The sequence below is a fragment of the Flavobacterium sp. MDT1-60 genome (assembly GCF_014844035.1).
Taxonomy (GTDB): Bacteria; Bacteroidota; Bacteroidia; order Flavobacteriales; family Flavobacteriaceae; genus Flavobacterium.
Map to the genome: position 1 here is coordinate 5,312,847 of NZ_CP062159.1, position 20,522 is coordinate 5,333,368.

22 protein-coding genes and 2 tRNA genes are annotated in these 20,522 nt (G+C 33.8%); 12 read left to right on the forward strand and 12 right to left on the reverse strand.

From position 1 onward, the window contains the following. Position 1 precedes the first annotated feature (1 nt). Both IHE43_RS22270 and IHE43_RS22275 read left to right on the forward strand, forming a co-directional pair. Positions 2 to 319 (forward strand): DUF6370 family protein, encoded by a 318-nt coding sequence (locus IHE43_RS22270; RefSeq protein WP_192185924.1) that lies wholly within the window; start codon positions 2 to 4, stop codon positions 317 to 319. After that, on the forward strand, positions 319 to 894 hold the full coding sequence (locus IHE43_RS22275; protein WP_072975369.1) for a Crp/Fnr family transcriptional regulator: 576 nt from the start codon (positions 319 to 321) through the stop codon (positions 892 to 894). The genes IHE43_RS22270 and IHE43_RS22275 overlap by 1 nt, the downstream gene beginning before the upstream one ends. Positions 895 to 1,083: 189 nt before the next feature. Here IHE43_RS22275 and aceA read toward each other — a convergent pair whose 3' ends face one another. Together aceA and aceB are read right to left on the reverse strand one after the other, a co-directional pair. Further along, positions 1,084 to 2,364, reverse strand: coding sequence for an isocitrate lyase (gene aceA / locus IHE43_RS22280; RefSeq protein WP_192185925.1), 1,281 nt, complete (start codon positions 2,362 to 2,364; stop codon positions 1,084 to 1,086). A gap of 112 nt (positions 2,365 to 2,476) precedes the next feature. Beyond that, on the reverse strand, positions 2,477 to 4,078 hold the full coding sequence (gene aceB / locus IHE43_RS22285; RefSeq protein ID WP_192185926.1) for a malate synthase A: 1,602 nt from the start codon (positions 4,076 to 4,078) through the stop codon (positions 2,477 to 2,479). Positions 4,079 to 4,275: 197 nt separating this feature from the next. Here aceB and IHE43_RS22290 point away from each other — a divergent pair, with 197 nt between their 5' ends. The 4 genes from IHE43_RS22290 to IHE43_RS22305 all read left to right on the forward strand — a co-directional run bounded on the left by IHE43_RS22290 (position 4,276) and on the right by IHE43_RS22305 (position 8,116). Then, the gene (locus tag IHE43_RS22290; protein ID WP_192185927.1) at positions 4,276 to 5,757 is read left to right on the forward strand and encodes a helix-turn-helix domain-containing protein; all 1,482 of its coding nucleotides are present in this window, start codon (positions 4,276 to 4,278) and stop codon (positions 5,755 to 5,757) included. A 5-nt stretch (positions 5,758 to 5,762) separates the two neighbouring features. Next, entirely contained in the window at positions 5,763 to 6,122 is a 360-nt protein-coding gene (locus IHE43_RS22295; RefSeq protein ID WP_192185928.1) for a hypothetical protein, read from the forward strand. 485 nt (positions 6,123 to 6,607) lie between these two features. Continuing rightward, a complete protein-coding gene (locus IHE43_RS22300; RefSeq protein ID WP_192185929.1) occupies positions 6,608 to 7,324 on the forward strand; it encodes a pirin family protein in 717 nt (238 codons plus the stop codon). A gap of 258 nt (positions 7,325 to 7,582) precedes the next feature. Then, a complete protein-coding gene (locus tag IHE43_RS22305) occupies positions 7,583 to 8,116 on the forward strand; it encodes a YceI family protein (RefSeq protein WP_192185930.1) in 534 nt (177 codons plus the stop codon). Between the two features lie 182 nt (positions 8,117 to 8,298). Here the strand turns inward: IHE43_RS22305 and IHE43_RS22310 are convergent, their stop codons facing one another. Then, positions 8,299 to 9,162 (reverse strand): helix-turn-helix domain-containing protein, encoded by an 864-nt coding sequence (locus tag IHE43_RS22310; RefSeq protein ID WP_192185931.1) that lies wholly within the window; start codon positions 9,160 to 9,162, stop codon positions 8,299 to 8,301. Between the two features lie 95 nt (positions 9,163 to 9,257). Between IHE43_RS22310 and IHE43_RS22315 the strand changes: the two genes are divergently transcribed. From IHE43_RS22315 to IHE43_RS22330, 4 genes are all read left to right on the forward strand, one after another. Beyond that, positions 9,258 to 9,620 carry a DUF983 domain-containing protein gene (locus IHE43_RS22315; protein ID WP_192185932.1) on the forward strand — a complete coding sequence of 121 codons (363 nt, stop codon included), beginning with the start codon at positions 9,258 to 9,260 and terminating at the stop codon, positions 9,618 to 9,620. Positions 9,621 to 9,693: 73 nt separating this feature from the next. Then, a complete protein-coding gene (gene fabD / locus IHE43_RS22320) occupies positions 9,694 to 10,569 on the forward strand; it encodes an ACP S-malonyltransferase (protein ID WP_115843444.1) in 876 nt (291 codons plus the stop codon). Between the two features lie 143 nt (positions 10,570 to 10,712). Continuing rightward, positions 10,713 to 11,039, forward strand: a complete 327-nt coding sequence (locus IHE43_RS22325; RefSeq protein ID WP_192185933.1) for a LytTR family DNA-binding domain-containing protein — start codon at positions 10,713 to 10,715, stop codon at positions 11,037 to 11,039. A gap of 144 nt (positions 11,040 to 11,183) precedes the next feature. Next, on the forward strand, positions 11,184 to 11,678 hold the full coding sequence (locus tag IHE43_RS22330) for a hypothetical protein (RefSeq protein WP_192185934.1): 495 nt from the start codon (positions 11,184 to 11,186) through the stop codon (positions 11,676 to 11,678). Here IHE43_RS22330 and IHE43_RS22335 read toward each other — a convergent pair whose 3' ends face one another. From IHE43_RS22335 to IHE43_RS22355, 5 genes are all read right to left on the reverse strand, one after another. Continuing rightward, positions 11,679 to 11,996, reverse strand: a complete 318-nt coding sequence (locus IHE43_RS22335; protein WP_192185935.1) for a hypothetical protein — start codon at positions 11,994 to 11,996, stop codon at positions 11,679 to 11,681. Beyond that, complete coding sequence (locus tag IHE43_RS22340; protein ID WP_192185936.1) at positions 11,984 to 12,184, reverse strand: hypothetical protein; 201 nt, start codon at positions 12,182 to 12,184, stop codon at positions 11,984 to 11,986. The genes IHE43_RS22335 and IHE43_RS22340 overlap by 13 nt, the downstream gene beginning before the upstream one ends. A 130-nt stretch (positions 12,185 to 12,314) precedes the next feature. Beyond that, positions 12,315 to 13,328, reverse strand: a complete 1,014-nt coding sequence (galE, locus tag IHE43_RS22345; protein ID WP_192185937.1) for a UDP-glucose 4-epimerase GalE — start codon at positions 13,326 to 13,328, stop codon at positions 12,315 to 12,317. Positions 13,329 to 13,343: 15 nt separating this feature from the next. Then, positions 13,344 to 13,784 (reverse strand): nuclear transport factor 2 family protein, encoded by a 441-nt coding sequence (locus IHE43_RS22350; RefSeq protein WP_192185938.1) that lies wholly within the window; start codon positions 13,782 to 13,784, stop codon positions 13,344 to 13,346. Between the two features lie 3 nt (positions 13,785 to 13,787). Then, a complete protein-coding gene (locus tag IHE43_RS22355; protein ID WP_192185939.1) occupies positions 13,788 to 14,921 on the reverse strand; it encodes a DegT/DnrJ/EryC1/StrS aminotransferase family protein in 1,134 nt (377 codons plus the stop codon). 136 nt (positions 14,922 to 15,057) lie between these two features. Here IHE43_RS22355 and IHE43_RS22360 point away from each other — a divergent pair, with 136 nt between their 5' ends. Both IHE43_RS22360 and IHE43_RS22365 read left to right on the forward strand, forming a co-directional pair. Next, positions 15,058 to 16,290, forward strand: coding sequence for a 3-deoxy-D-manno-octulosonic acid transferase (locus IHE43_RS22360; RefSeq protein ID WP_192185940.1), 1,233 nt, complete (start codon positions 15,058 to 15,060; stop codon positions 16,288 to 16,290). Between the two features lie 349 nt (positions 16,291 to 16,639). After that, entirely contained in the window at positions 16,640 to 16,852 is a 213-nt protein-coding gene (locus IHE43_RS22365; RefSeq protein WP_026985591.1) for a hypothetical protein, read from the forward strand. Positions 16,853 to 17,004: 152 nt separating this feature from the next. Here IHE43_RS22365 and IHE43_RS22370 read toward each other — a convergent pair whose 3' ends face one another. The 4 genes from IHE43_RS22370 to mutS form a co-directional block, all read right to left on the reverse strand. Then, a complete protein-coding gene (locus IHE43_RS22370; protein ID WP_192185941.1) occupies positions 17,005 to 17,379 on the reverse strand; it encodes a DUF1508 domain-containing protein in 375 nt (124 codons plus the stop codon). Positions 17,380 to 17,531: 152 nt separating this feature from the next. Beyond that, positions 17,532 to 17,617 (reverse strand) — tRNA-Leu (locus IHE43_RS22375). Between the two features lie 14 nt (positions 17,618 to 17,631). Next, positions 17,632 to 17,704, reverse strand: a tRNA-Gly gene (locus IHE43_RS22380). A 151-nt stretch (positions 17,705 to 17,855) separates the two neighbouring features. Next, entirely contained in the window at positions 17,856 to 20,462 is a 2,607-nt protein-coding gene (gene mutS / locus IHE43_RS22385) for a DNA mismatch repair protein MutS (protein ID WP_192185942.1), read from the reverse strand. Positions 20,463 to 20,522 lie beyond the last annotated feature (60 nt).

Below are 20,522 nucleotides of genomic sequence, written 5' to 3' on the forward strand. Positions count from 1 at the left end.
AATGAAAAAACTTATCTTATTTATATTGCTGTTTATTGGAATAGCAACTCAGGCTCAGGATAAAAAAACAACCGAAAAACCTCAAATCGTAGAAACGGCCTGTGGCGAATGTCAATTTGGAATGAAAGGCAACGGTTGTGATTTAGCCGTTCGCATTGACGGAAAAGCTTATTTCGTGGACGGAACTACAATTGATGAACATGGTGACGCACATGCAAAAGATGGTTTTTGCAATGCAATCCGCAAAGCATCCGTTACTGGAAAAGTAGAAAACAATCGTTTTAAAGCGACTTCATTCACTTTAGTAAAACAAAAATAATGGAATTGATTCTTGAAAATATTGCCAAACACGTTTCGCTGACACCTGAAGAACAGGCGCATTTTTTATCCAAATTAGAAACAAACACCTATAAAACCAAAACCATTTTATTGAATGCCGGCGAAGTTTGCAAACATTCATATTTTGTAAATTCCGGAATTTTAAGAAGCTTCAATATCAACGATAATATTGTCGAACATGTTTTATCATTTGCCTGTCAAGGCTGGTGGATGAGCGATATGTATAGTTTTTTTTCGCAAAAACCGGGACAGCTTTTTATCGAAGTTTTAGAAGATGCCGAAGTAGTTTCTCTTTCAAAAGAAAACCAGGAACAGTTATATCACGATATCCCAAAATTAGAGCGTTTCTTCAGAATTTTAATTGAAAATTCATTAGTTGCCAATCAGCAAAGATTAATGGATAATCTGAGTTTAACCGCCGAAGAACGTTTCGAGAAGTTTACCACCAAATATGGAACACTAGTTCACAAAGTTCCTCAAAAGCAAATCGCTTCTTTCATAGGCGTTACGCCAGAATTTTTCAGCAAAATGAAAGCCAGGCTTTTAAAAAAATAATGGCCATAGATTTTACGGATTAAAAAGATTTGTTTGCCACGAATTTCACGAATTTACACTAATTTATTTGACTTAATAATCAAACTAAAATTCGTGTAAATTCGTGAAATTCGTGGCAACCTTTTTTCAATCCTTATATCTTTGGCAAAAAAAAACACGGCTCAATCAAGAACCGTGTTTTTTATTGAATTAAAATTGCTCAACCTCCGTAGAATGCTCCATCGCTGTTATTGTTGATTTTCCAATCATAACCGTATTCTGTACAGCATCAAAATAAGAAGTCCCTACAAAAGCCTGATGTTTTACTGCTCTGAATCCGCTTTTCTGTAGCGCGAATTCTCTTTCCTGCAATTCAGAGTAACCTGCCATGCCACGTTCTTTGTAAGCTTTTGACAATTCGAACATGCTGGTATTCAAAGCATGGAATCCTGCCAAAGTAATGAACTGGAATTTATACCCCATTGCTGCCAAATCTTCTCTGAACGTTTCCATTTCAGCAACTGATAATTTTGCAGCCCAATTGAATGACGGAGAACAATTGTATGCCAGCATTTTATCCGGGAATTCTTTTCGCATGGCATCAGCGAATTTTTTAGCATAAACCAAATCCGGATTGCTTGTTTCCATCCAAATTAAATCGGCATAAGGAGCATAACTTAAACCTCTTGCAATTCCCTGATCGATACCGCTGTTTACATAGAAAAAACCTTCGTTTGTTTTTTCACCTGTAATAAATTTTGCATCTCTTGGGTCAGCATCGCTGGTTAATAAATTAGCCGCATCAGCATCGGTTCTTGCAACAATTAAAGTCGAAACTCCCATAACATCTGCTGCCAAACGAGCGGCAATCAATTTATTAATGGCTTCCTGCGTTGGAACTAAAACTTTACCGCCTAAATGGCCACATTTTTTGGCAGAACTCAACTGATCCTCAAAATGAACTCCGGAAGCCCCAGCTTCAATCATAGATTTCATAAGTTCGAAAGCATTTAGGTTTCCCCCAAAACCAGCTTCGGCATCAGCCACAATAGGAACTAAGTAATCTTTTTTATCTTCAACTTCATTTACGGTCTGAATTTGATCAGCACGCAACAAAGCATTATTAATTTTTTTAACCACCATTGGCACACTATTCACCGGATAAAGCGATTGGTCCGGGTACATTTCTCCAGCCAAATTTGCATCGGCCGCAACTTGCCAGCCACTTAAATAAATCGCTTCTAAACCAGCATCGACTTCCTGAATCGCCTGGTTTCCTGTCAATGCGCCCAAACCAGCAACATAATCCTGACTTTTTAACTTTCTCCATAATTTTTGCGCTCCCATTTTTGCAATAGAGTGCTCAATTTGATAGGAACCCTGAAGCGTAACTACTTCTGTCGCCGTGTAAGGACGTTCAACACCTTTCCATCTTGGGTTCGTGATCCAATCGTTAATCAATTCCTGAATTCTGTCTTCTGTTGTTTTCATAAATAATATAGTTAAGTTGGTTAGTAAGTAAAGTTTGCAGTCTCGGTTTTCAGTATTCAGCTGAGACTCAAAAAGTTTTTTTTCTATGTATTTAAAAATAAGATCAATAGTTTTATAAATATTTGTAGCACGGAATAGTCAAAAAGTCTACGAAATCAGTATTTACTACTAATCTTTCCAATATTTTTTCAGCTAAAGGAAATTGACGTTTTTCGTAGTTTTCCTCTCCCAATTCCGATTTAATTTTTTGATATTCATCTAAAGCCAATTCGTGGTAATAAGCCAAATCTAATTTTCTGTCATTATCTAAAGTCACTTTATGCTGAAGCCATTGCCACAATTGCGATCTCGAAATTTCGGCGGTTGCTGCATCTTCCATCAAATTATGTAACGCTGCTGCGCCTTGCCCGTTCAGCCATGAAGCCAAATACAAAACACCTACGTTGATATTTTTTCGAACGCCGTTTTCTGTTATGATTCCGATTGGCGGTTCGATCAAATCAGACTCCGTTATTTTGAGATGTTCTCTTTTAATATGAATTTGATTTGCAGTTGGCATTCCGGCATCAAAAACAGCTTTTGCTAAGGAAACTAAATCCGGATGTGCTACCCAGGTTCCATCATGACCGTTTCGAACTTCACGCTCTTTGTCGGTTTTTACTTTTGCGAAAGCAAGTGCATTGGCTTCTTCATTATTTTTGATAGGAATTTGAGCGGCCATTCCGCCAATAGCATGAATTCCTCTTTTATGACATCTCTGAATTACCAAATTTGAATAGGCATTCATAAAAGGTGAAGTCATATTTACCTGATCACGATCCGGAACAATGAACTTCGCGTTCTTACCGAATTTCTTGATATAAGAGAAAATATAATCCCAACGCCCACAATTCAAGCCAACAATATGTTCTTTCAATTCGTAGATAATTTCATCTAATTGAAAACTTGCCGTTATCGTTTCAATTAAAACCGTCACTTTTATAGTTCCCCTTTTCAATCTTAAATAATTCTCGGTAAAATCAATTACGGTATTCCACCAACGCGTTTCCAGATAATGTTCTAATTTTGGAATATAGAAATACGGTCCTGAATTGTTTTCTAAAAGCTTTTTATGATTATGAAAAACATACAATCCAAAATCTACCAAAGAACCTGAAACTTCCTTTCCATCAATTAAAAGATGTTTTTCAGGCAAATGCAATCCTCTGGGACGAACAATCAACGTTGCTATTTTTTCATTTAACTGATACGATTTGTTTTTAACCGAATCGGTATAAGAAATCGTTTTGTTTACAGCATCAATTAAGTTCATTTGTCCTTCCATCAAATTTTGCCAGGTTGGAGAAGTGCTGTCTTCAAAATCGGCCATAAAGGTTTTGGCTCCAGAATTCAATGCGTTGATAATCATTTTGCGATCAACTGGTCCGGTAATCTCCACTCTCCTGTCTAATAAATCTTTCGGAATTTCTCCAGCTGTCCAATTACTTTCTCTAACGGTTTTAGTTTCTGAAGGAAAAGAAGGCATTATACCAAGATTCAGAGCGACTTGCTTTTGGTCGCGTTGCAACAGCAACAATTTTCGTTGCGATTCGAATTTTCGATGCAAATCGGTTATAAAAGCAATTGCTTCTTCTGTCCAAATACTTGGATAAGAAAGGTTCTTTTCGGCTAAAAATTCCATTGCCGTCTCGGTAATCTCTAATTGGTTTTTCATAGCTGTGAATTTTATTTTAATTAGCAACAATTGCATCGTTTAATATCTTTTTCAAAAGATATAACTATGACAATCTGTTATCTAATAATTTCTACACCACAATATTAGAAAAAAGTTTTCTACAAAACAAGCGAACGTTCGCTAAATATTAAAAATAATTTTTTGGCGATTATTTTTTTAATGGTTATATTTGAATCATGGATATCGAAAAAGACTATATAAAGCTGATATTTGGGCTAAAACTAAAGCAGGTTCGAACTCAAAAAAATCTCTCCCTTTTTGGCTTAGCCAAATTGACAAATCTTTCAAAATCGTATTTAAACGAAATTGAAAAGGGAAAAAAATATCCAAAAACAGATAAAATTTTACTTTTGTGCGCACATTTGGATGTTCCTTACGATCAATTAGTATCCCTAAAACTCGATAATAACCTCGCTCCGATCGGAGAAATTTTAAAATCCGGAATTTTAAAAGAGATTCCGCTTGAGCTTTTTGGCATTCAGGAAGCCGATTTAATTGATATAATCGCCAATGCTCCAGCCAAGGTCAATGCGTTTATCAGTACCATTATCGAAATTGCCCAGCATTATAACTTAAGCAGAGAAAGTTTCTTTCTGGCTGCATTGCGTTCTTATCAGGAAGCGCACAGTAATTATTTTGAAGATTTAGAAGAGAAGGTAATCGCATTTTCGAAATCCTTTCAGATCAATTTAGATTCAAAAATCACTATTGAAGAATTAGAAGCGATTTTAAAAGAAGAATACGATTATATAATTAAGGAAATCGCTTTTACAGATCAGGAAGCTTTGGGAGATTTACGCTCTATCTATGTTCCAAAAAGCAAGACTTTATTACTTTCAACAGAAATAGATGAACCACAGAAAGCTTTTATATTAGCTAAGGAAATTGCTTATAATTATTTAAAAATTTCAGATCGTCTGCTGACTTTCAGCTGGATTAAATTTGAAAATTTCGATCAGGTTCTACACAATTTTTATGCTTCTTATTTTGCAGGTGCTTTATTATTGCCGCGACAATCTATGGTCAGCAAAATCAATCGTTTCCTTGAAAATGCAAATCCAAATCCAGAGGAATTTGTTGCTTTGATTGAAAGTTTTGAGGTTTCTCCGGAATCCTTTTATCAGAGGTTAACCAATTTGCTTCCAAAAGACTTTCAGCTAAAAAATTTATTCTTTTTAAGAATGTCGCATCCGCTTGGCTCGGATATTTATCAAATCAAAAAAGAATTACACATTACCAATCAGCAAGAACCGCATGCGAATGAAACCAATGAGCATTATTGCAGAAGATGGGTTTCAGTAAAAACTATAAACGAGGCCATCAGACAAAATAAACCACATTTCTTTGACGCCCAAATTTCAAGTTATATTCACAGTGGTAATGAATATTTGGTTTTTTCATCGGCTACAAAAGATCCTTTTTTACACGATACTATCCGAAGTATTTCTGTTGGTATTTTAATTAATCCGACAATGAAAAAGAAATTCAAATTCATCGAAGGAAAACCTCTCGTAAAACGAATTGTAGGCGTAACCTGTGAAACCTGTGATGTAAAAAATTGTTTGGAGCGAGCTGCACCGCCGATTGCTTTAGAACAGAAAAAACGCCACGAGAATACGGATGCCGTTGTGCAGCAGTTTATTAACCAATATAGTTAGAAAACATGAAATATTTATTTATAATAGTAACGCTGCTTTCTATTAGCTTAAACCAGAAAACAGATAAACTTAATGGCCGTTATAATTATTTAATAGAAGACAATAACTCGTATGTCCAAAGAGATAAAATCACTTTTAACGATAGTGTTTTTGTGTTTGATAGCAAGTACATGCCAAAAGGAAAAATCTCTTATGGAAATATAATACTCCTGGAAAATTTCATAAATACTGATTTAATTATTAGTATTTCTAAAGATCAAATCAAAAAAGATACTATTCCATTTTATATGCATGATAAGCAAAGTTCGGCTGCTAATTACCTTGATGAAGTGGTTGGAAAAGGCAAATTGATTCGGATTAAATAATTCAGGTTTATTACTTTCAAATAATGATTCAGCACAAAAAAGCTTTGAACCTCTGCAACTTTAAACCTTTGCACCTTCTTATAAAAATAAAACTTCTAATTTAGCCCCGATAGAAGTGGAAATCCTTTTGTGCCGGGGTTCGGCACAAAAAATTGAAACGGATAGCGGGACTAGACGCCTTTTGAAAACCAAAATTTCTGCTCCAGAAAAAACCTTAGAAAATATCCAATGCAACATCAAAGATTCAGCGTAGCGATATTTTTCCCAATAGTAACATTTCGCCCCAATGGGGCTTGATGATTAGAATCAATCATTTTCTATAAACATATTGTCCCGCTGGGACTTTCTTTTATTTTGGTCAAAAGAAAAACCTAAGCGACTTAGCCCCTCAGAACCTTAGCCCCTTTTTTCTTAATCTACATTAAGTGCTTTTCCTCCATGTTGATCGTAAATTTGTACTATAAAAATAACAAAACACATACATCATGGAAAATATAGTATTACATAAAGCAGAAACAAGAGGAAATGCAAATCACGGATGGCTTAATGCTTATCACAGTTTTAGTTTTGCAAGCTGGTACAATCCGGATAGAATTCAGTTTGGAGCGCTTCGTGTTTTGAACGATGATACGATTGCGGGCGGAATGGGTTTTGGAACGCATCCGCACGATAATATGGAAATCATTACAATTCCGTTAGAAGGCGATTTAGCACATAAAGACAGCATGGGAAATACTGAAATCATTAAAAATGGTGATATTCAGGTTATGAGTGCCGGAACCGGAGTTCAACACAGTGAGTTTAACCCAAATGCAGATCAGCAAACAAAATTATTGCAAATCTGGTTGTTTCCAAATAAAAGAAATGTTGCACCTCGTTACCAACAAATTACTTTGGACGTGGCGGACAGACACAATAAATTATCTCAAATTTTATCACCAAATGCTGACGATGAAGGCGTTTGGATTCATCAGGACGCCTGGTTCAATATGGGTAATTTTGATGCCGGAATTGCAACAGAATATAAAATTCAAAAAGAAGGAAATGGCGTTTACGCTTTCATTTTAAAAGGAAACGTAACTATCAATGGTCAGGAATTAAACACTCGTGATGCTGTTGGAATTTCAGGTACTGATGTTTTAAACATAAAAGCAAATACGGATGCTGAATTCTTATTGATGGACATTCCGATGAACTATTAATTCATACAACACAACTAATACTTTTTTTTCAAGAAACGGTAATCAATTTGAAATTCAGATTATTATCGTTTCTTTTTTTATTAACCTTTTCCTATAGGATAATTTTAACCTAATTGAGAATTGTTTTTTTTTAGACAATCAATTTAAGAAATAAAAAAACACATTTTTTATTTCTTAATCTAGGTTAAGTGCGTTACGCTTACTACCACCGTAACTTTGTCCTATCAAAATGAAATTAATTATTTAAAAATAAAAATTATGGCAACTACAAAATGGTCAATTGACCCAACACATTCAGAAATTGGTTTTAAAGTTAAACACATGATGTTTACAAATGTTTCAGGTAAATTTGGAGCATACGACGCAACAATTACTACAGAAGGAGATAACTTCGAAAATGCTGATATCCAATTTTCCGGAGATATCGCTTCTATTGACACTGCAAATGCAGACAGAGATGGTCATTTAAGAAGTGGAGATTTCTTTGATGCTGAAAATCATCCAAAATTAAATTTCAAAGGTTCATCATTCAAAAAAATCAATGATGGCGAATATGAATTAACTGGAGATTTAGCTATCAAAGGTGTTTCAAAAACAGTAAAATTTCCTGTAGAATTTAGCGGAACTATGACTGATCCTTGGGGAAATACTAAAGTAGGTTTAAACATTGAAGGCAAAATCAATCGTAAAGATTGGGGATTAAACTGGAACTCAGCTCTTGAAACTGGTGGTGTTTTAGTTGGAGAAGAAGTTCGTTTGAACATTGAATTACAATTTGCAAAACAAGCTTAATCTTATAAAAAATAGGTTTTAATTTGGTTAGTTAAAAACCCCGTACTTTTTAGAAAGTGCAGGGTTTTTTCTTTTTTTTGGGTTTGCCACGAATTTCACTAATTTTCACTAATTTTTTTATGTACAAAATCTATAAAAAATTAATTCGTGGAAATTCGGGAAATTCGTGGCAGACAAAAAAATCATCGCAAAGTATTCCGAAATTCTGTGGGAGACATTCCTGTTTGTTTTTTGAAAAATCTCGAGAAATAAGAATAATCTTCGTAGCCGACAGCAAAAGCCACTTCATTTACAGCCAATTGTTTATCGATTAACATTCGTTTTATTTCCAGAATCACGCGATCCATAATGACTTCTGTGGCTGTCTTTTGCAGAATTTCATTGCAGATTCTATTTAAATGTTTTAATGTGATATTTAATTTTTCTGCATAAAAAGAAGGCAATTTCTCTTGTCTGAAATATTGCTCCAAAAGCAATTCAAATTTGTTGATTTTAATATTGTACGAATGTGTTTGATGCGAATACGTTTCACTGTATTTTCGGGAAATTTCAATGTGAATACAATCAAGCAAATTAAGCATTTTATCCAATTGCAATTTATTATTCTGATTATTCTCCTGAATGAGTAAATCAAAATACGGTAAGATTTTTAGCATTTCATTTTCTTCAAAAACCATTTCGGGCCGATTGTGAATAGAATGATAAAAATTATACTCGTTGATTTTTTTCTGTCCAAAATATAAATTATAAAGTTCCTGCGAAAAGATAATCACAAAACCTTCAATATCTTCAGACAGACTCCAGTGATGCATTTGTCCCGGCTGAAGAACAAACAAACTTCCTCTTTTTATTTCGAATTGATCAAAATCGACTTCATGCAATCCGGATCCATTTGTAAAAAACACCATTAAATACGAATCATGCCGATGCGGTTCTTCTACAAAACTGTGGCTTTTTAAATGTTCAGCAAAAGTATTGACATAAAAATCGCGATGAACATCATTACAGCTAAAATTCTGAACACTATAAACGGGATATTTCTTCATGACAAATGTCTTTATTGTGCTATAATAAGCGAAGATATAAAAAAGACTTTTATCCTACTCCAAATTACCTTTGTATATCTAAAAACAACAAAGTCATGTCAAATACATTAACTCATATTTTAAGCAACGAATGTCCAGTTTGTCATAAAGGAAAAGTTTTTAAAGACAAAAACATTTTCCTGAATTTTGGTCTTCCAAAAATGAATGAATATTGCAGTCATTGTAACTACAAATTCCAAAAAGAACCAGGGTATTTCTTTGGAGCAATGTACGTAAACTACGGACTGACAGTTGCACAAGGTATTGCTACTTATTGTATTGCTCAGTTTTTCTTCGACCAAACATTCGATTTACGAATCATTCCCATTATTGCTGTTGTAATTACCTTACTCACTTCTTTCAATCTCCGATTTTCAAGATTAGCATGGATTTATATGTTTAAGGATTATACGAGCTAAAAAAATACTATTTTTGCCTTTCAATTGAAACTAATTTTCAATTTCAAAAAAAATAAAAAAATAAATTAGACAAATGAAGGCATACGTATTTCCAGGTCAGGGCGCACAGTTTACAGGAATGGGCAAAGACTTATATGAATCATCGGCTTTAGCCGCAGCATTATTCGAAAAAGCTAACGAAATTTTAGGCTTTAGAATTACAGATATTATGTTTGAAGGTACTGCCGAAGAACTAAAAGAAACTAAAGTTACACAGCCGGCAGTATTTTTACATTCGGTAATTTTAGCTAAAACTTTAGGAGAAGATTTTAAACCAGAAATGGTTGCAGGACATTCTTTAGGTGAATTTTCAGCATTGGTTGCCAACGGAACTTTATCTTTTGAAGATGGTTTGAAATTAGTTTCACAACGTGCTTTGGCAATGCAAAAAGCCTGCGAAATTACTCCGTCTACAATGGCTGCAGTTTTAGGATTAGCTGATAATATCGTTGAAGAAGTTTGTGCTTCTATTGATGGAATTGTTGTTGCTGCAAATTATAACTGTCCTGGACAATTAGTAATTTCAGGAGAAACTTCAGCAGTTGAAAAAGCTTGTGAAGCGATGAAAGCCGCAGGAGCAAAACGTGCTTTAATTTTACCTGTTGGAGGAGCATTTCACTCTCCAATGATGGAACCAGCAAGAGAAGAATTAGCAGCTGCAATTGAAGCTACAACTTTCTCTACTCCTATTTGTCCCGTTTACCAAAACGTAACTGCAAATGCAGTTTCTGATGCAAACGAAATCAAAAAGAACTTAATTATACAATTGACTGCTCCTGTAAAATGGACACAATCTGTACAGCAAATGATTGCTGACGGCGCTACTTTATTTACTGAAGTTGGTCCCGGAAAAGTGTTAGCAGGTTTGATTAATAAAATCGACAAGGAAGCGGTTACGGCGAATGCTTAATTTTTAGTAATCAGTCGCAGTTTCAGTTTTCAGTTATTGACGATATAAATAAAATCCTCATGAACAGCTTGTTTATGAGGATTTTTTATATAAAACCAATTAAATTTACTCCAGAATCTCAATCCCTTAAAATGAGATTAAATATGATGAAAGAAAAATTTACATTCATAAAAACGGATAAAAAAATTGTAAAACTACATTTTGATTCCATAGCGGTAATTAAAGGCCTTGGAAACTATGTTCAGATTATAACAATAGAAAATATCAAACACACCTATTACAAATCTTTAAAAGACTTAATAGATGTATTACCTAATGAATTTATGAGGGTTCACAATTCATTTATAATCAACTTAACCAATATAGATAGCATAGAAGACAATCATATTATGGCCAAAGGAAATAAAATAACTATTGGCAAGACTTATAAAGATTGCCTAACAAAAGCAATCAATAAATTCATGCTGTAACTATCAACATAAAAAAAGACTGTGCCTGCATACTATTTACCCACATCTGTATAAAAAAGTTTCTTATACGATTTGCTATGATTTTATTTGCCTGAACCTAAAAACGCAGCAATGATAAAATCAATTTTTAAAATCACATTAATTATGATAGCAAATACAGCATTCTTAAGTGGACAAGAGATTCAATATCCATTAAAAGAAGACGTAACTTCAATAGACGGGATCATAAAAGCTTCTTATGAAGTAGTTTCAGGAGATATTGGAGAAAAAAGGCAATGGAAAAGAGATCTTTCGCTTCATAATTCAAAGGCAATTTATTGCTTTCCTGCGGTAAATTCAGAAGATGAAATTAAACAGACCGTTATGCCCATCAGTGATTTTCATAAATTAACAGATGATATGGTATTAACAACTGCGTTTTATGAAAACGAAATCAATCGCGAAGTACAAATATTCGGAAACATTGCTCATGTATGGAGTACATACGAAACGAGATTAGTAAAGAATGGTCCGGTTGCCCGAAGAGGAATTAACAGTATTCAGCTTTATTTTGATGAAAATAGATGGTGGATTATATCCTGGATATTTGACAAAGAAACTGAATCACAAAAAATCCCACCAACTTTTGACCGACATTAACTAAAGTTCTTTCGCTTCAATAGAATAATTATTTACGATTCCAGTGATCAAATAATTTTGATTTCTTTTTTCAAAGAAGATATACCAAGTTGTTCTGGCATTAGTTTTATAAAAAATATAATTCAAACCTAAATATTGAAGTGCAATTGGAGTTTTCTTGTGAGGAAAACTGGAAACACTCGAAATAACAAAACCAACTATTTTATCGACATAATTTTGTGCCGATTCAGGGAAACCAAAATATTCGTCTTCAAAAAGCGAAAAAACTAGATCATCAAAATATTCTAGAACTACCTTTTCAAAAATTATTTTTTCCAAGGATATGCTTTTATTCTTTTAGACATTTCAGCTTTAAATTCCTCTGGTGTTAATCCTTTTGCAAACTCAGCATCAAAATCAAAAGTCTCGCGGTCTATTCCTTTAAATTTAGGTTTCTGAACTTCATATTCTACTCTAGGCTCCTCAACCTTATTATTTTTTTTATTATTTTTTTCTGAATCCATCATTCCTACATTTTAATCTTACAAATTTACAAAATAAATCGAATCAAAATAAAAATCCCAAATGATAATCATTTGGGATTTTTTTACGTTAGTTTTTCGACTGAAAACTGCGACCGAGACTGAAAACTAAAAATTAAGAACGAACTTTTTGTTCCCATTTCCAGGCGCTTGCCATTGCTTCGTCTAAACTTAATTCTGCTTTCCAGCCTAAAACATTATTTGCTTTATCTGTATTAGCATACGCTTCAGTAATATCACCTTCACGACGCGGCATAATTTTGTATGGTAATTTTTTATCGCTTACTTTTTCGAAACTATTGATTACTTCAAGAACTGAACTTCCTTTTCCGGTTCCTAAATTAAAAGTTTCTACTTTTTGTAAATTCTTTTTATTGAATAAACGCTGTAATGCAATAACGTGTGCTTTTGCCAAATCTACTACGTGAATGTAATCACGAACTGCAGTTCCATCAGGAGTTGGATAATCATCTCCAAAAACAGATAACTCTTTACGTAGTCCCATGCCAGTTTGAGTAATAAAAGGAACTAAATTCTGAGGAACGCCTAATGGTAATTCTCCAATTTCATTGGAAGAATGCGCTCCCACCGGGTTAAAATAACGCAATAAAATTGCGCTTATATTAGTTACTTTAGTAGTGTCTGTTATAATTTCTTCTCCAATTTGCTTGGTATTTCCATATGGAGACATTGCTGCCTGCACGGGAGCATCTTCGGTAATTGGCATTTTTTCGGCTTGACCGTAAACAGTACAAGACGAACTGAAAATAAAACTTGCTTCAGTTTTTTGCTGTAATTCCTGTAAAAGATAAACCAAACTGCTGATGTTGTTTTCGTAATACAACAACGGATTTTCAACACTTTCTCCAACCGCTTTTGAAGCTGCAAAATGAATTACCCCTGTAACATCGCTGTGTTTTTTAAAGAAATCCTGAACTGACGCTTTTTCTCTTAAATCTAACTTTTCGAATAAAGGTGTTTTTCCTGTAATGTTTGTAATTCCTTGTAAAACATCTTCTGAAGAATTCGAAAGATTATCAATTATCACAACTTCAAAGCCTTCATTTTGCAATTCGACAACGGTGTGAGAACCAATAAATCCTAATCCTCCTGTTACTAATACTTTCATTTTTTTGGTTGTTTTTTATGTAGTTAATTTGTAAGCCTGCCTTGCAATAAGAATCCAATTATTCTTTTGTTTTTGCCAAACAAGCATTATTCCGATTTTAATATCTTTATCACCGCCTCCATCTTTGGTATGCGCTGCAAGGACATGTCTCACTATCGCAACACCATTCTGAATTGTTATGGTTTGATCCTGAAATTCAATAGTTTCAAAATCTGATTTTCCGCTAACAATTCCATCTATAAATTCTGCCTGATTTTGAAAATTACCATTCGAATGAACATAATCCAATTTTTCAGAAGTCAGCGATTTTAATTTAGTTCCATCAGCATCAATCATTGCTTTACGCAAAACTTCAACCTGATTACCTACAGCCGTTTCATCTTTGGTATTTGATTTTTGGGCAAAGCCCGAAAACTGAATAAGAAACATCAAAATTAAAACACCTAATTTCTTCATAATTTATTTATTTAAAAATTCTAAAACAGAATCTGTAATAAATTTAATTTGCTCATCATCAAGTTCAGTGTGCATTGGTAAAGCAATAACTTCTTTTACTAATTGATTGGTTACCGGAAATTGCTCTTCTTTATAACGAGTATCAACATAAGCTTTTTGTGAATGCAACGGAATTGGATAGTAAATTGCACATGGAATTCCTTTATCCAACAAATGTTGCATTAAAGCATTTCTGTCTGCATCAACAATTCTCAACACATATTGATGAAAAACATGATCATTTTCGTTTGCATCAAATTCTGGTGTGATAATGTGTGCATTTCCGGCAAAAGCTGCATTGTATTTTGAAGCTGCCAAACGACGTGCTGCATTATATTCATCTAAAAGCGGCAATTTTGCGTTTAAAACCCCTGCCTGAATACTATCTAAACGTGAATTTACACCTACAACATCATGATGATAACGCTCATACATTCCGTGATTTACAATTCCACGGATAATGTGCGCTAATTTATCATCATTAGTAAAAATTGCTCCACCATCTCCATAACAACCTAAGTTTTTAGAAGGAAAAAATGACGTTGCAGCAACGTGTCCAATTACACCAACTTTGCTTTTTGTCCCTGATTTAGAAATATAATCAGCTCCAATTGCCTGTGCATTATCTTCAATTACATATAAATTATGTTCGGCAGCAATTTCCATAATTGCATCCATATTCGCTGCACGGCCAAATAAATGCACCGGAACAATTGCTTTTGTTTTTGGTGTAATCGCTTTTTTAATTGCCTCGATATCAATATTCATATTCGTCATATCAACATCAACTAAAACTGGCGTTAATTGCAACAAAGCGATTACCTCAACAGTAGCTGCAAAAGTAAAATCGGCAGTAATTACCTCATCACCCGGTTTTAAATCCAGACCCATCATGGCTATTTGCAATGCATCAGTACCATTTGCACACGGAATTACATGTTTTGCCCCTAAATAATCTTCAAGATTTTTTTGAAACTGATGAACCAACGGTCCGTTTATATAAGTATTTGTATCTAAAACTTCCTGAATTGAGGCATCAACGGTAGATTTTATTTTCTCGTATTGACTTTTTAAGTCAACCATTTGAATTTTTTTCATTTGTCTTTATTTATTTAAAACTTTGAGATTAGATTTTAAAACCAATCTCGAAAACGAAGAACAAAAATAGTTATTTAATACCTTTGGGCAATGAAAATAATCGAAAGAAGCGTAATTTAGCGCCAAAATTAAATATATGCTTTTTCTATACAATTTAGTCGTTTCTATTGCGGGGGTTTTTCTGAAAATTGTAGCACTTTTTAGTCCGAAAATCAAGCTTTTTGTTGAAGGAAGAAAAGATGTATTTACTATCTTAGAAGAAAAAATAAAACCAACAGATAAAACAATATGGTTTCATTCTGCGTCACTTGGAGAATATGAACAAGGTTTGCCAGTGATCGAAAAAATCAAAGAAAAATACCCTTCACATAAAATCATTGTTACTTTTTTCTCTCCTTCGGGTTATGAAGTCCGCAAAAACAACAATGTTGCTGATGTTACTATTTATTTGCCAGTGGATACTAAAAGTAACGCCAAAAAATTTCTGCAATTAGCACATCCTGAATTAGCCTTTTTTATTAAATATGAATTTTGGCTGAATTATTTAAAAGAATTGGAAAACAACAAAATTCCAACTTATTTGATTTCCGGAATTTTCAGAGACAATCAGATGTTTTTTAAATGGTATGGCGGTTTTTACCGAAAAGCATTAACAGCTTTTACCTATTTTTTTGTACAGAATGAAAAATCAAAAGAAAAAATTGAAGCTATCGGATTTAAAAATGTTATTGTTTCCGGCGACACTCGTTTTGACCGGGTTGCAGCAATTTTAGAAAGAGATAACACTGTCGTTTTTATTGAAAAATTCAAAAACAATACTCCAACCATCGTTATTGGAAGTTCCTGGCCAAAAGATGAAGCTTTATTAGCCGAATATATTAATCAGACTTCAGAGAATGTAAAATTTATTATTGCTCCACATAACATCAAACAAGACCAGATTTCAAGTTTAAAATCTCAAATTACAAAGGCAACGGTTTTGTTCTCTGAAAAAGATAGTGTTTCCGACTTATCAAAATTTAATGTCTTTATTATAGATACCATTGGCTTATTGACAAAAATATATAGTTATGGAACCATCGCTTATGTTGGTGGAGGATTTGGAAATCCTGGCATTCATAACATTTTAGAACCTGCGACATTTGGAATCCCGATTGTAATTGGACCCAATTATTCGAATTTTGCAGAAGCTGTTAAATTGGTAAAAATCGGAGGTTGTATTGTAGTTTCTAATGATGCAGAGTTAAAACAAAGTTTTGACCGTTTACTTTTAGATGAAAAATATCTAAAAGAAAAAAGCCAAATCTGTAAGTCATATATTCAAGACAACAAAGGCGCCACCGAAAGCATAATGAAAATCGTTTTGTAAGAGCCCAAAAGCAACAAAAACAGATTTCCGTACCAAACTCAACCTAAAAATCGCTTAAATCGCATTATTTTAACTCCACACGCTTATACAATAATCAACCAAAAGCAAAATAAACTGTAAATAAGAGAATCGAAATAGCCAATTCTCTTATGGAATATTCAACAAAAAATAATTAAGACGAAAAAATCAATAATATAACATTTTTTTAGTATTTTGGCATATTCTTTGATAACTAAGATAATCGTGAGTAAGGAAAATATTTTAAAAAAAAAGTGAAAAAATATTTTACATATTAAAAAATTTATATCTTTGCCACGAATTAATAATTAACCTTTTATAATAAAGTAAGATGAAAAAAGTATTTTTAAGTTTAGCTGTTGTTGCTGTTTTAACTGTTGTTTCTTGTAAAAAAGCTGATGCTGCTGCTGAGCCAGCTGTAGACTCTACTGCTGTTGCTGTTGATTCTGCTGCTGCTGTAGTTGATTCTGCTGCTGCAACTGTTGACTCTGCTGCTGCTAAAGTTGACTCTGCTGCTGCTAAAGTAGAAGAAGTAAAAAAATAATTAGAACTTAGTTCTAAAAATTTTAAAACCATCCTAGAGATGGTTTTTTTTTGCTCAAAATTTAATAAATTCCAATATAAAAAAAATCCAAATTCCAATTACACACATTGTATTACCGGAATTTGGATTTTTAAATATTGGAATTTATTTTCTCACTCCATTTCATCTTCAACCACTTCTTCATCCTCAAAAATCGATTCACTGGAAGAGAAATCTAAAATTTCTGATCGCGAAGCATAAGCAACAATTTCTTTTATTCCCTTTTGCAAAAGCAATTCTGTTGTATATTTTCGACTTGTAGCGAAGTGAAGCTCACCCAACATCAATTTAAAAAAATACTTTCCTCCCGAGCCTTTAAATTTCAAAAATCTAGCCTGCTCAATATTTACTTTAAATTTCTCAATATCCTCTTCGCACTCAAATTTCAACTCATAGCTCAAACTAGTAAAAATCACTTTCCCTTTCCTGGAAGTAAATACAAATTTATATTCATCATTAAATCTTTTACTAATTACAAAAGCACCCATTTACGATTTTAGATTTTAGATTGTTGATTTTAGCCCCAATAGCCATCGGGATAGATTCTTAGATTCTTCTAAATAAATTTACTTCGCAAATTTATTTTATACTACGTAAGTTTACACAATAAAAAAAGCCTCTTCAAAAGAAGAGGCTTTAGTACTCAGAGCGGGACTTGAACCCGCACGAACATTGCTGTTCACTGGATTTTAAGTCCAGCGTGTCTACCAATTTCACCATCCGAGCATTATATGGTTTTGAGCGAAAAACGGGGCTCGAACCCGCGACCTCGACCTTGGCAAGGTCGCGCTCTACCAACTGAGCTATTTTCGCGTTTCAAATTCTAGTAAGAACTACAACACTTAACTTGTTCCGTATTGCGAGTGCAAATTTAGGACATTTATTCAATTATACAAGCCTTTTTCGAAAAAAAATTATACTTATTTTATAACCTTCTGATAACCTAAACTTTAAATCTGAAAATTTATTTCTTAACAATCATCCTTTTAATCTCATTGAGTTTCATCAATGCTTCAACCGGTGTGATTGAGTTTATATCAAGACTTAAGATCTCTTCTTTTATTTCTTCTAATAAAGGATCATCTAAATTAAAGAAGCTCATCTGCATTTCATCATTAGGAGTTTTGATCCCATTTAAGGCATCGCTCGAATGATTCTTCTCCAATTTCTTTAAAAGTTTCTGTGCTTTCAAAATAACAGTTTGAGGCATTCCTGCCATTTTTGCTACGTGAATTCCAAAACTGTGAGCACTTCCTCCTTTTACCAGCTTTCTAACAAAAAGAACGGTATCTTTTAATTCTTTTACCGCAACATTATAATTCTGAATTCTAGGAAGTGATTCTGTCATCTCATTCAATTCATGATAATGCGTCGCAAACAATGTTTTTGCTCTTCCCGGGTGCTCGTGCAAAAATTCGGCAATAGCCCAGGCAATCGAGATTCCGTCATAGGTACTCGTTCCTCTTCCGATTTCATCCAATAAAACCAAACTTCTATCTGAGATATTATTCAGAATAGAAGCCGTTTCATTCATCTCAACCATAAAAGTAGATTCTCCCATCGAAATATTATCTGACGCTCCTACTCTTGTAAAGATCTTATCTACAATTCCCATTCGAACGCTGTCTGCAGGAACAAAACTACCCATTTGAGCTAACAAGACAATAAGAGCCGTTTGTCTCAAAATAGCAGACTTACCCGACATATTCGGCCCGGTAATCATAATAAGCTGCTGGGTTTCTCTATCCAAATAAACATCATTAGCAATATAAGGCGTTCCAACTGGTAATTGTTTCTCAATCACAGGATGCCTTCCATTTTTAATATCTAACTCAAAAGTTTCATCAATTTCAGGACATACATATTTATTCTCAACCGCTAATTGTGTAAATGAACACAAACAATCCAGTTGTGCCACTAAATTAGCATTCATTTGAACCGGTTTGATATAAGTCGCAATCCAGGCTACTAATTGCTCAAAAAGATCTGTTTCAATTTTATGGATTCTTTCTTCAGCACCTAAAATTTTGGTTTCATATTCTTTTAATTCTTCTGTAATATAACGTTCAGCATTTACCAAAGTCTGTTTACGAATCCATTCTGTCGGAACTTTATCTTTATGCGTATTTCGAACTTCAATGTAATATCCAAAAACATTATTGAAAGAGATTTTCAAAGACGAAATTCCAGTTCGTTCCGATTCTCTTTTTTCAATTCCTTCTAAATATTCTTTTCCGGAAGTTGAGATTGCACGTAATTCATCTAATTCTTCACTAATTCCTTTTGCAATAGCATTTCCTTTCGCAATAGCAACCGGTGCATCCTGATTTAAAGTTACTTTGATTTTTTCTCTCAACAAATCACAAGCATGCAAACTGTCTCCAATAATTTTTACCGCTTCCTGCGGACTTTGCAATGCTAAGGTTTTGATCGGAATAATAGCATCGAGAGATTCTTTCAAATAAACAATTTCGCGAGGTGAAACTTTTCCGGCTGCGATTTTAGAAATCAAACGCTCTAAATCTGAAATTTGCTTGATTTGATATTGAATATTATGAAGCACTTCAGGATTTGATTTCAAATATGAAACCACATCATGACGCCCTTTTATTTTATTACTATCTTTTAAAGGAAGAGCCAGCCAGCGTTTCAGCAAACGCCCACCCATTGGCGAAAGCGTCCTGTCAATTACATCTAAAAGCGTTACGGCGTTTGGATTATAACTATGATATAATTCTAAGTTTCTGATGGTAAAACGATCCATCCAAACATAGGCATCTTCAGCAATACGCTGAATTGCTGTAATATGCTGCACACGATTGTGTTGTGTCTCGGATAAATAATACAGAATTGCTCCGGAAGCAATGATTCCTTCTTTTAATTCTTCGACTCCAAAACCTTTCAAGGAAACCGTTTGGAAATGTTTGGTCAAAGTTTCTAAAGCATAATCTTCTTTATAAATCCAGTCTTCTAAATAAAAGCTATGAAAATCATCTCCAAAAGCAGCTTTAAAATCACCTTTGTTATTCTTCGGAACTAAAACCTCACTCGGATTAAAATTCTGCAACAGTTTATCAATATATTCCGCATTTCCCTGAGCTGTTAAAAACTCTCCTGTTGAAACATCCAAAAAGGAAATTCCGATATTTTTATTAGCAAAATAAACAGATGCTAAAAAGTTGTTGGATTTAGATTGTAAAACCTCATCATTTAAAGAAACTCCTGGGGTTACCAATTCAGTAACACCACGTTTCACAATAGTTTTAGTCATTTTTGGATCTTCAAGCTGATCACAAATTGCAACACGAAGTCCGGCTTTGACTAATTTTGGCAAGTACGTATTAATAGAATGATGCGGAAAACCGGCCAAAGCTGTTTCAGTTTCAGAACCTGCACCTCTTTTAGTTAAGGTTATTCCAAGAATTTTAGAAGCTCTAATGGCGTCTTCTCCAAACGTTTCGTAAAAATCACCTACTCTGAAAAGCAGACATGCATCAGGATATTTTCTCTTGATTTCGTTGTACTGTTTCATTAAGGGTGTTTCTTTCACCTCTTTCTCTTTCGCTGCCAAATTGTAATGTTTTAAATGAAAATTTATGACAGCGAATTTATAATATTTTAGCGGCATATA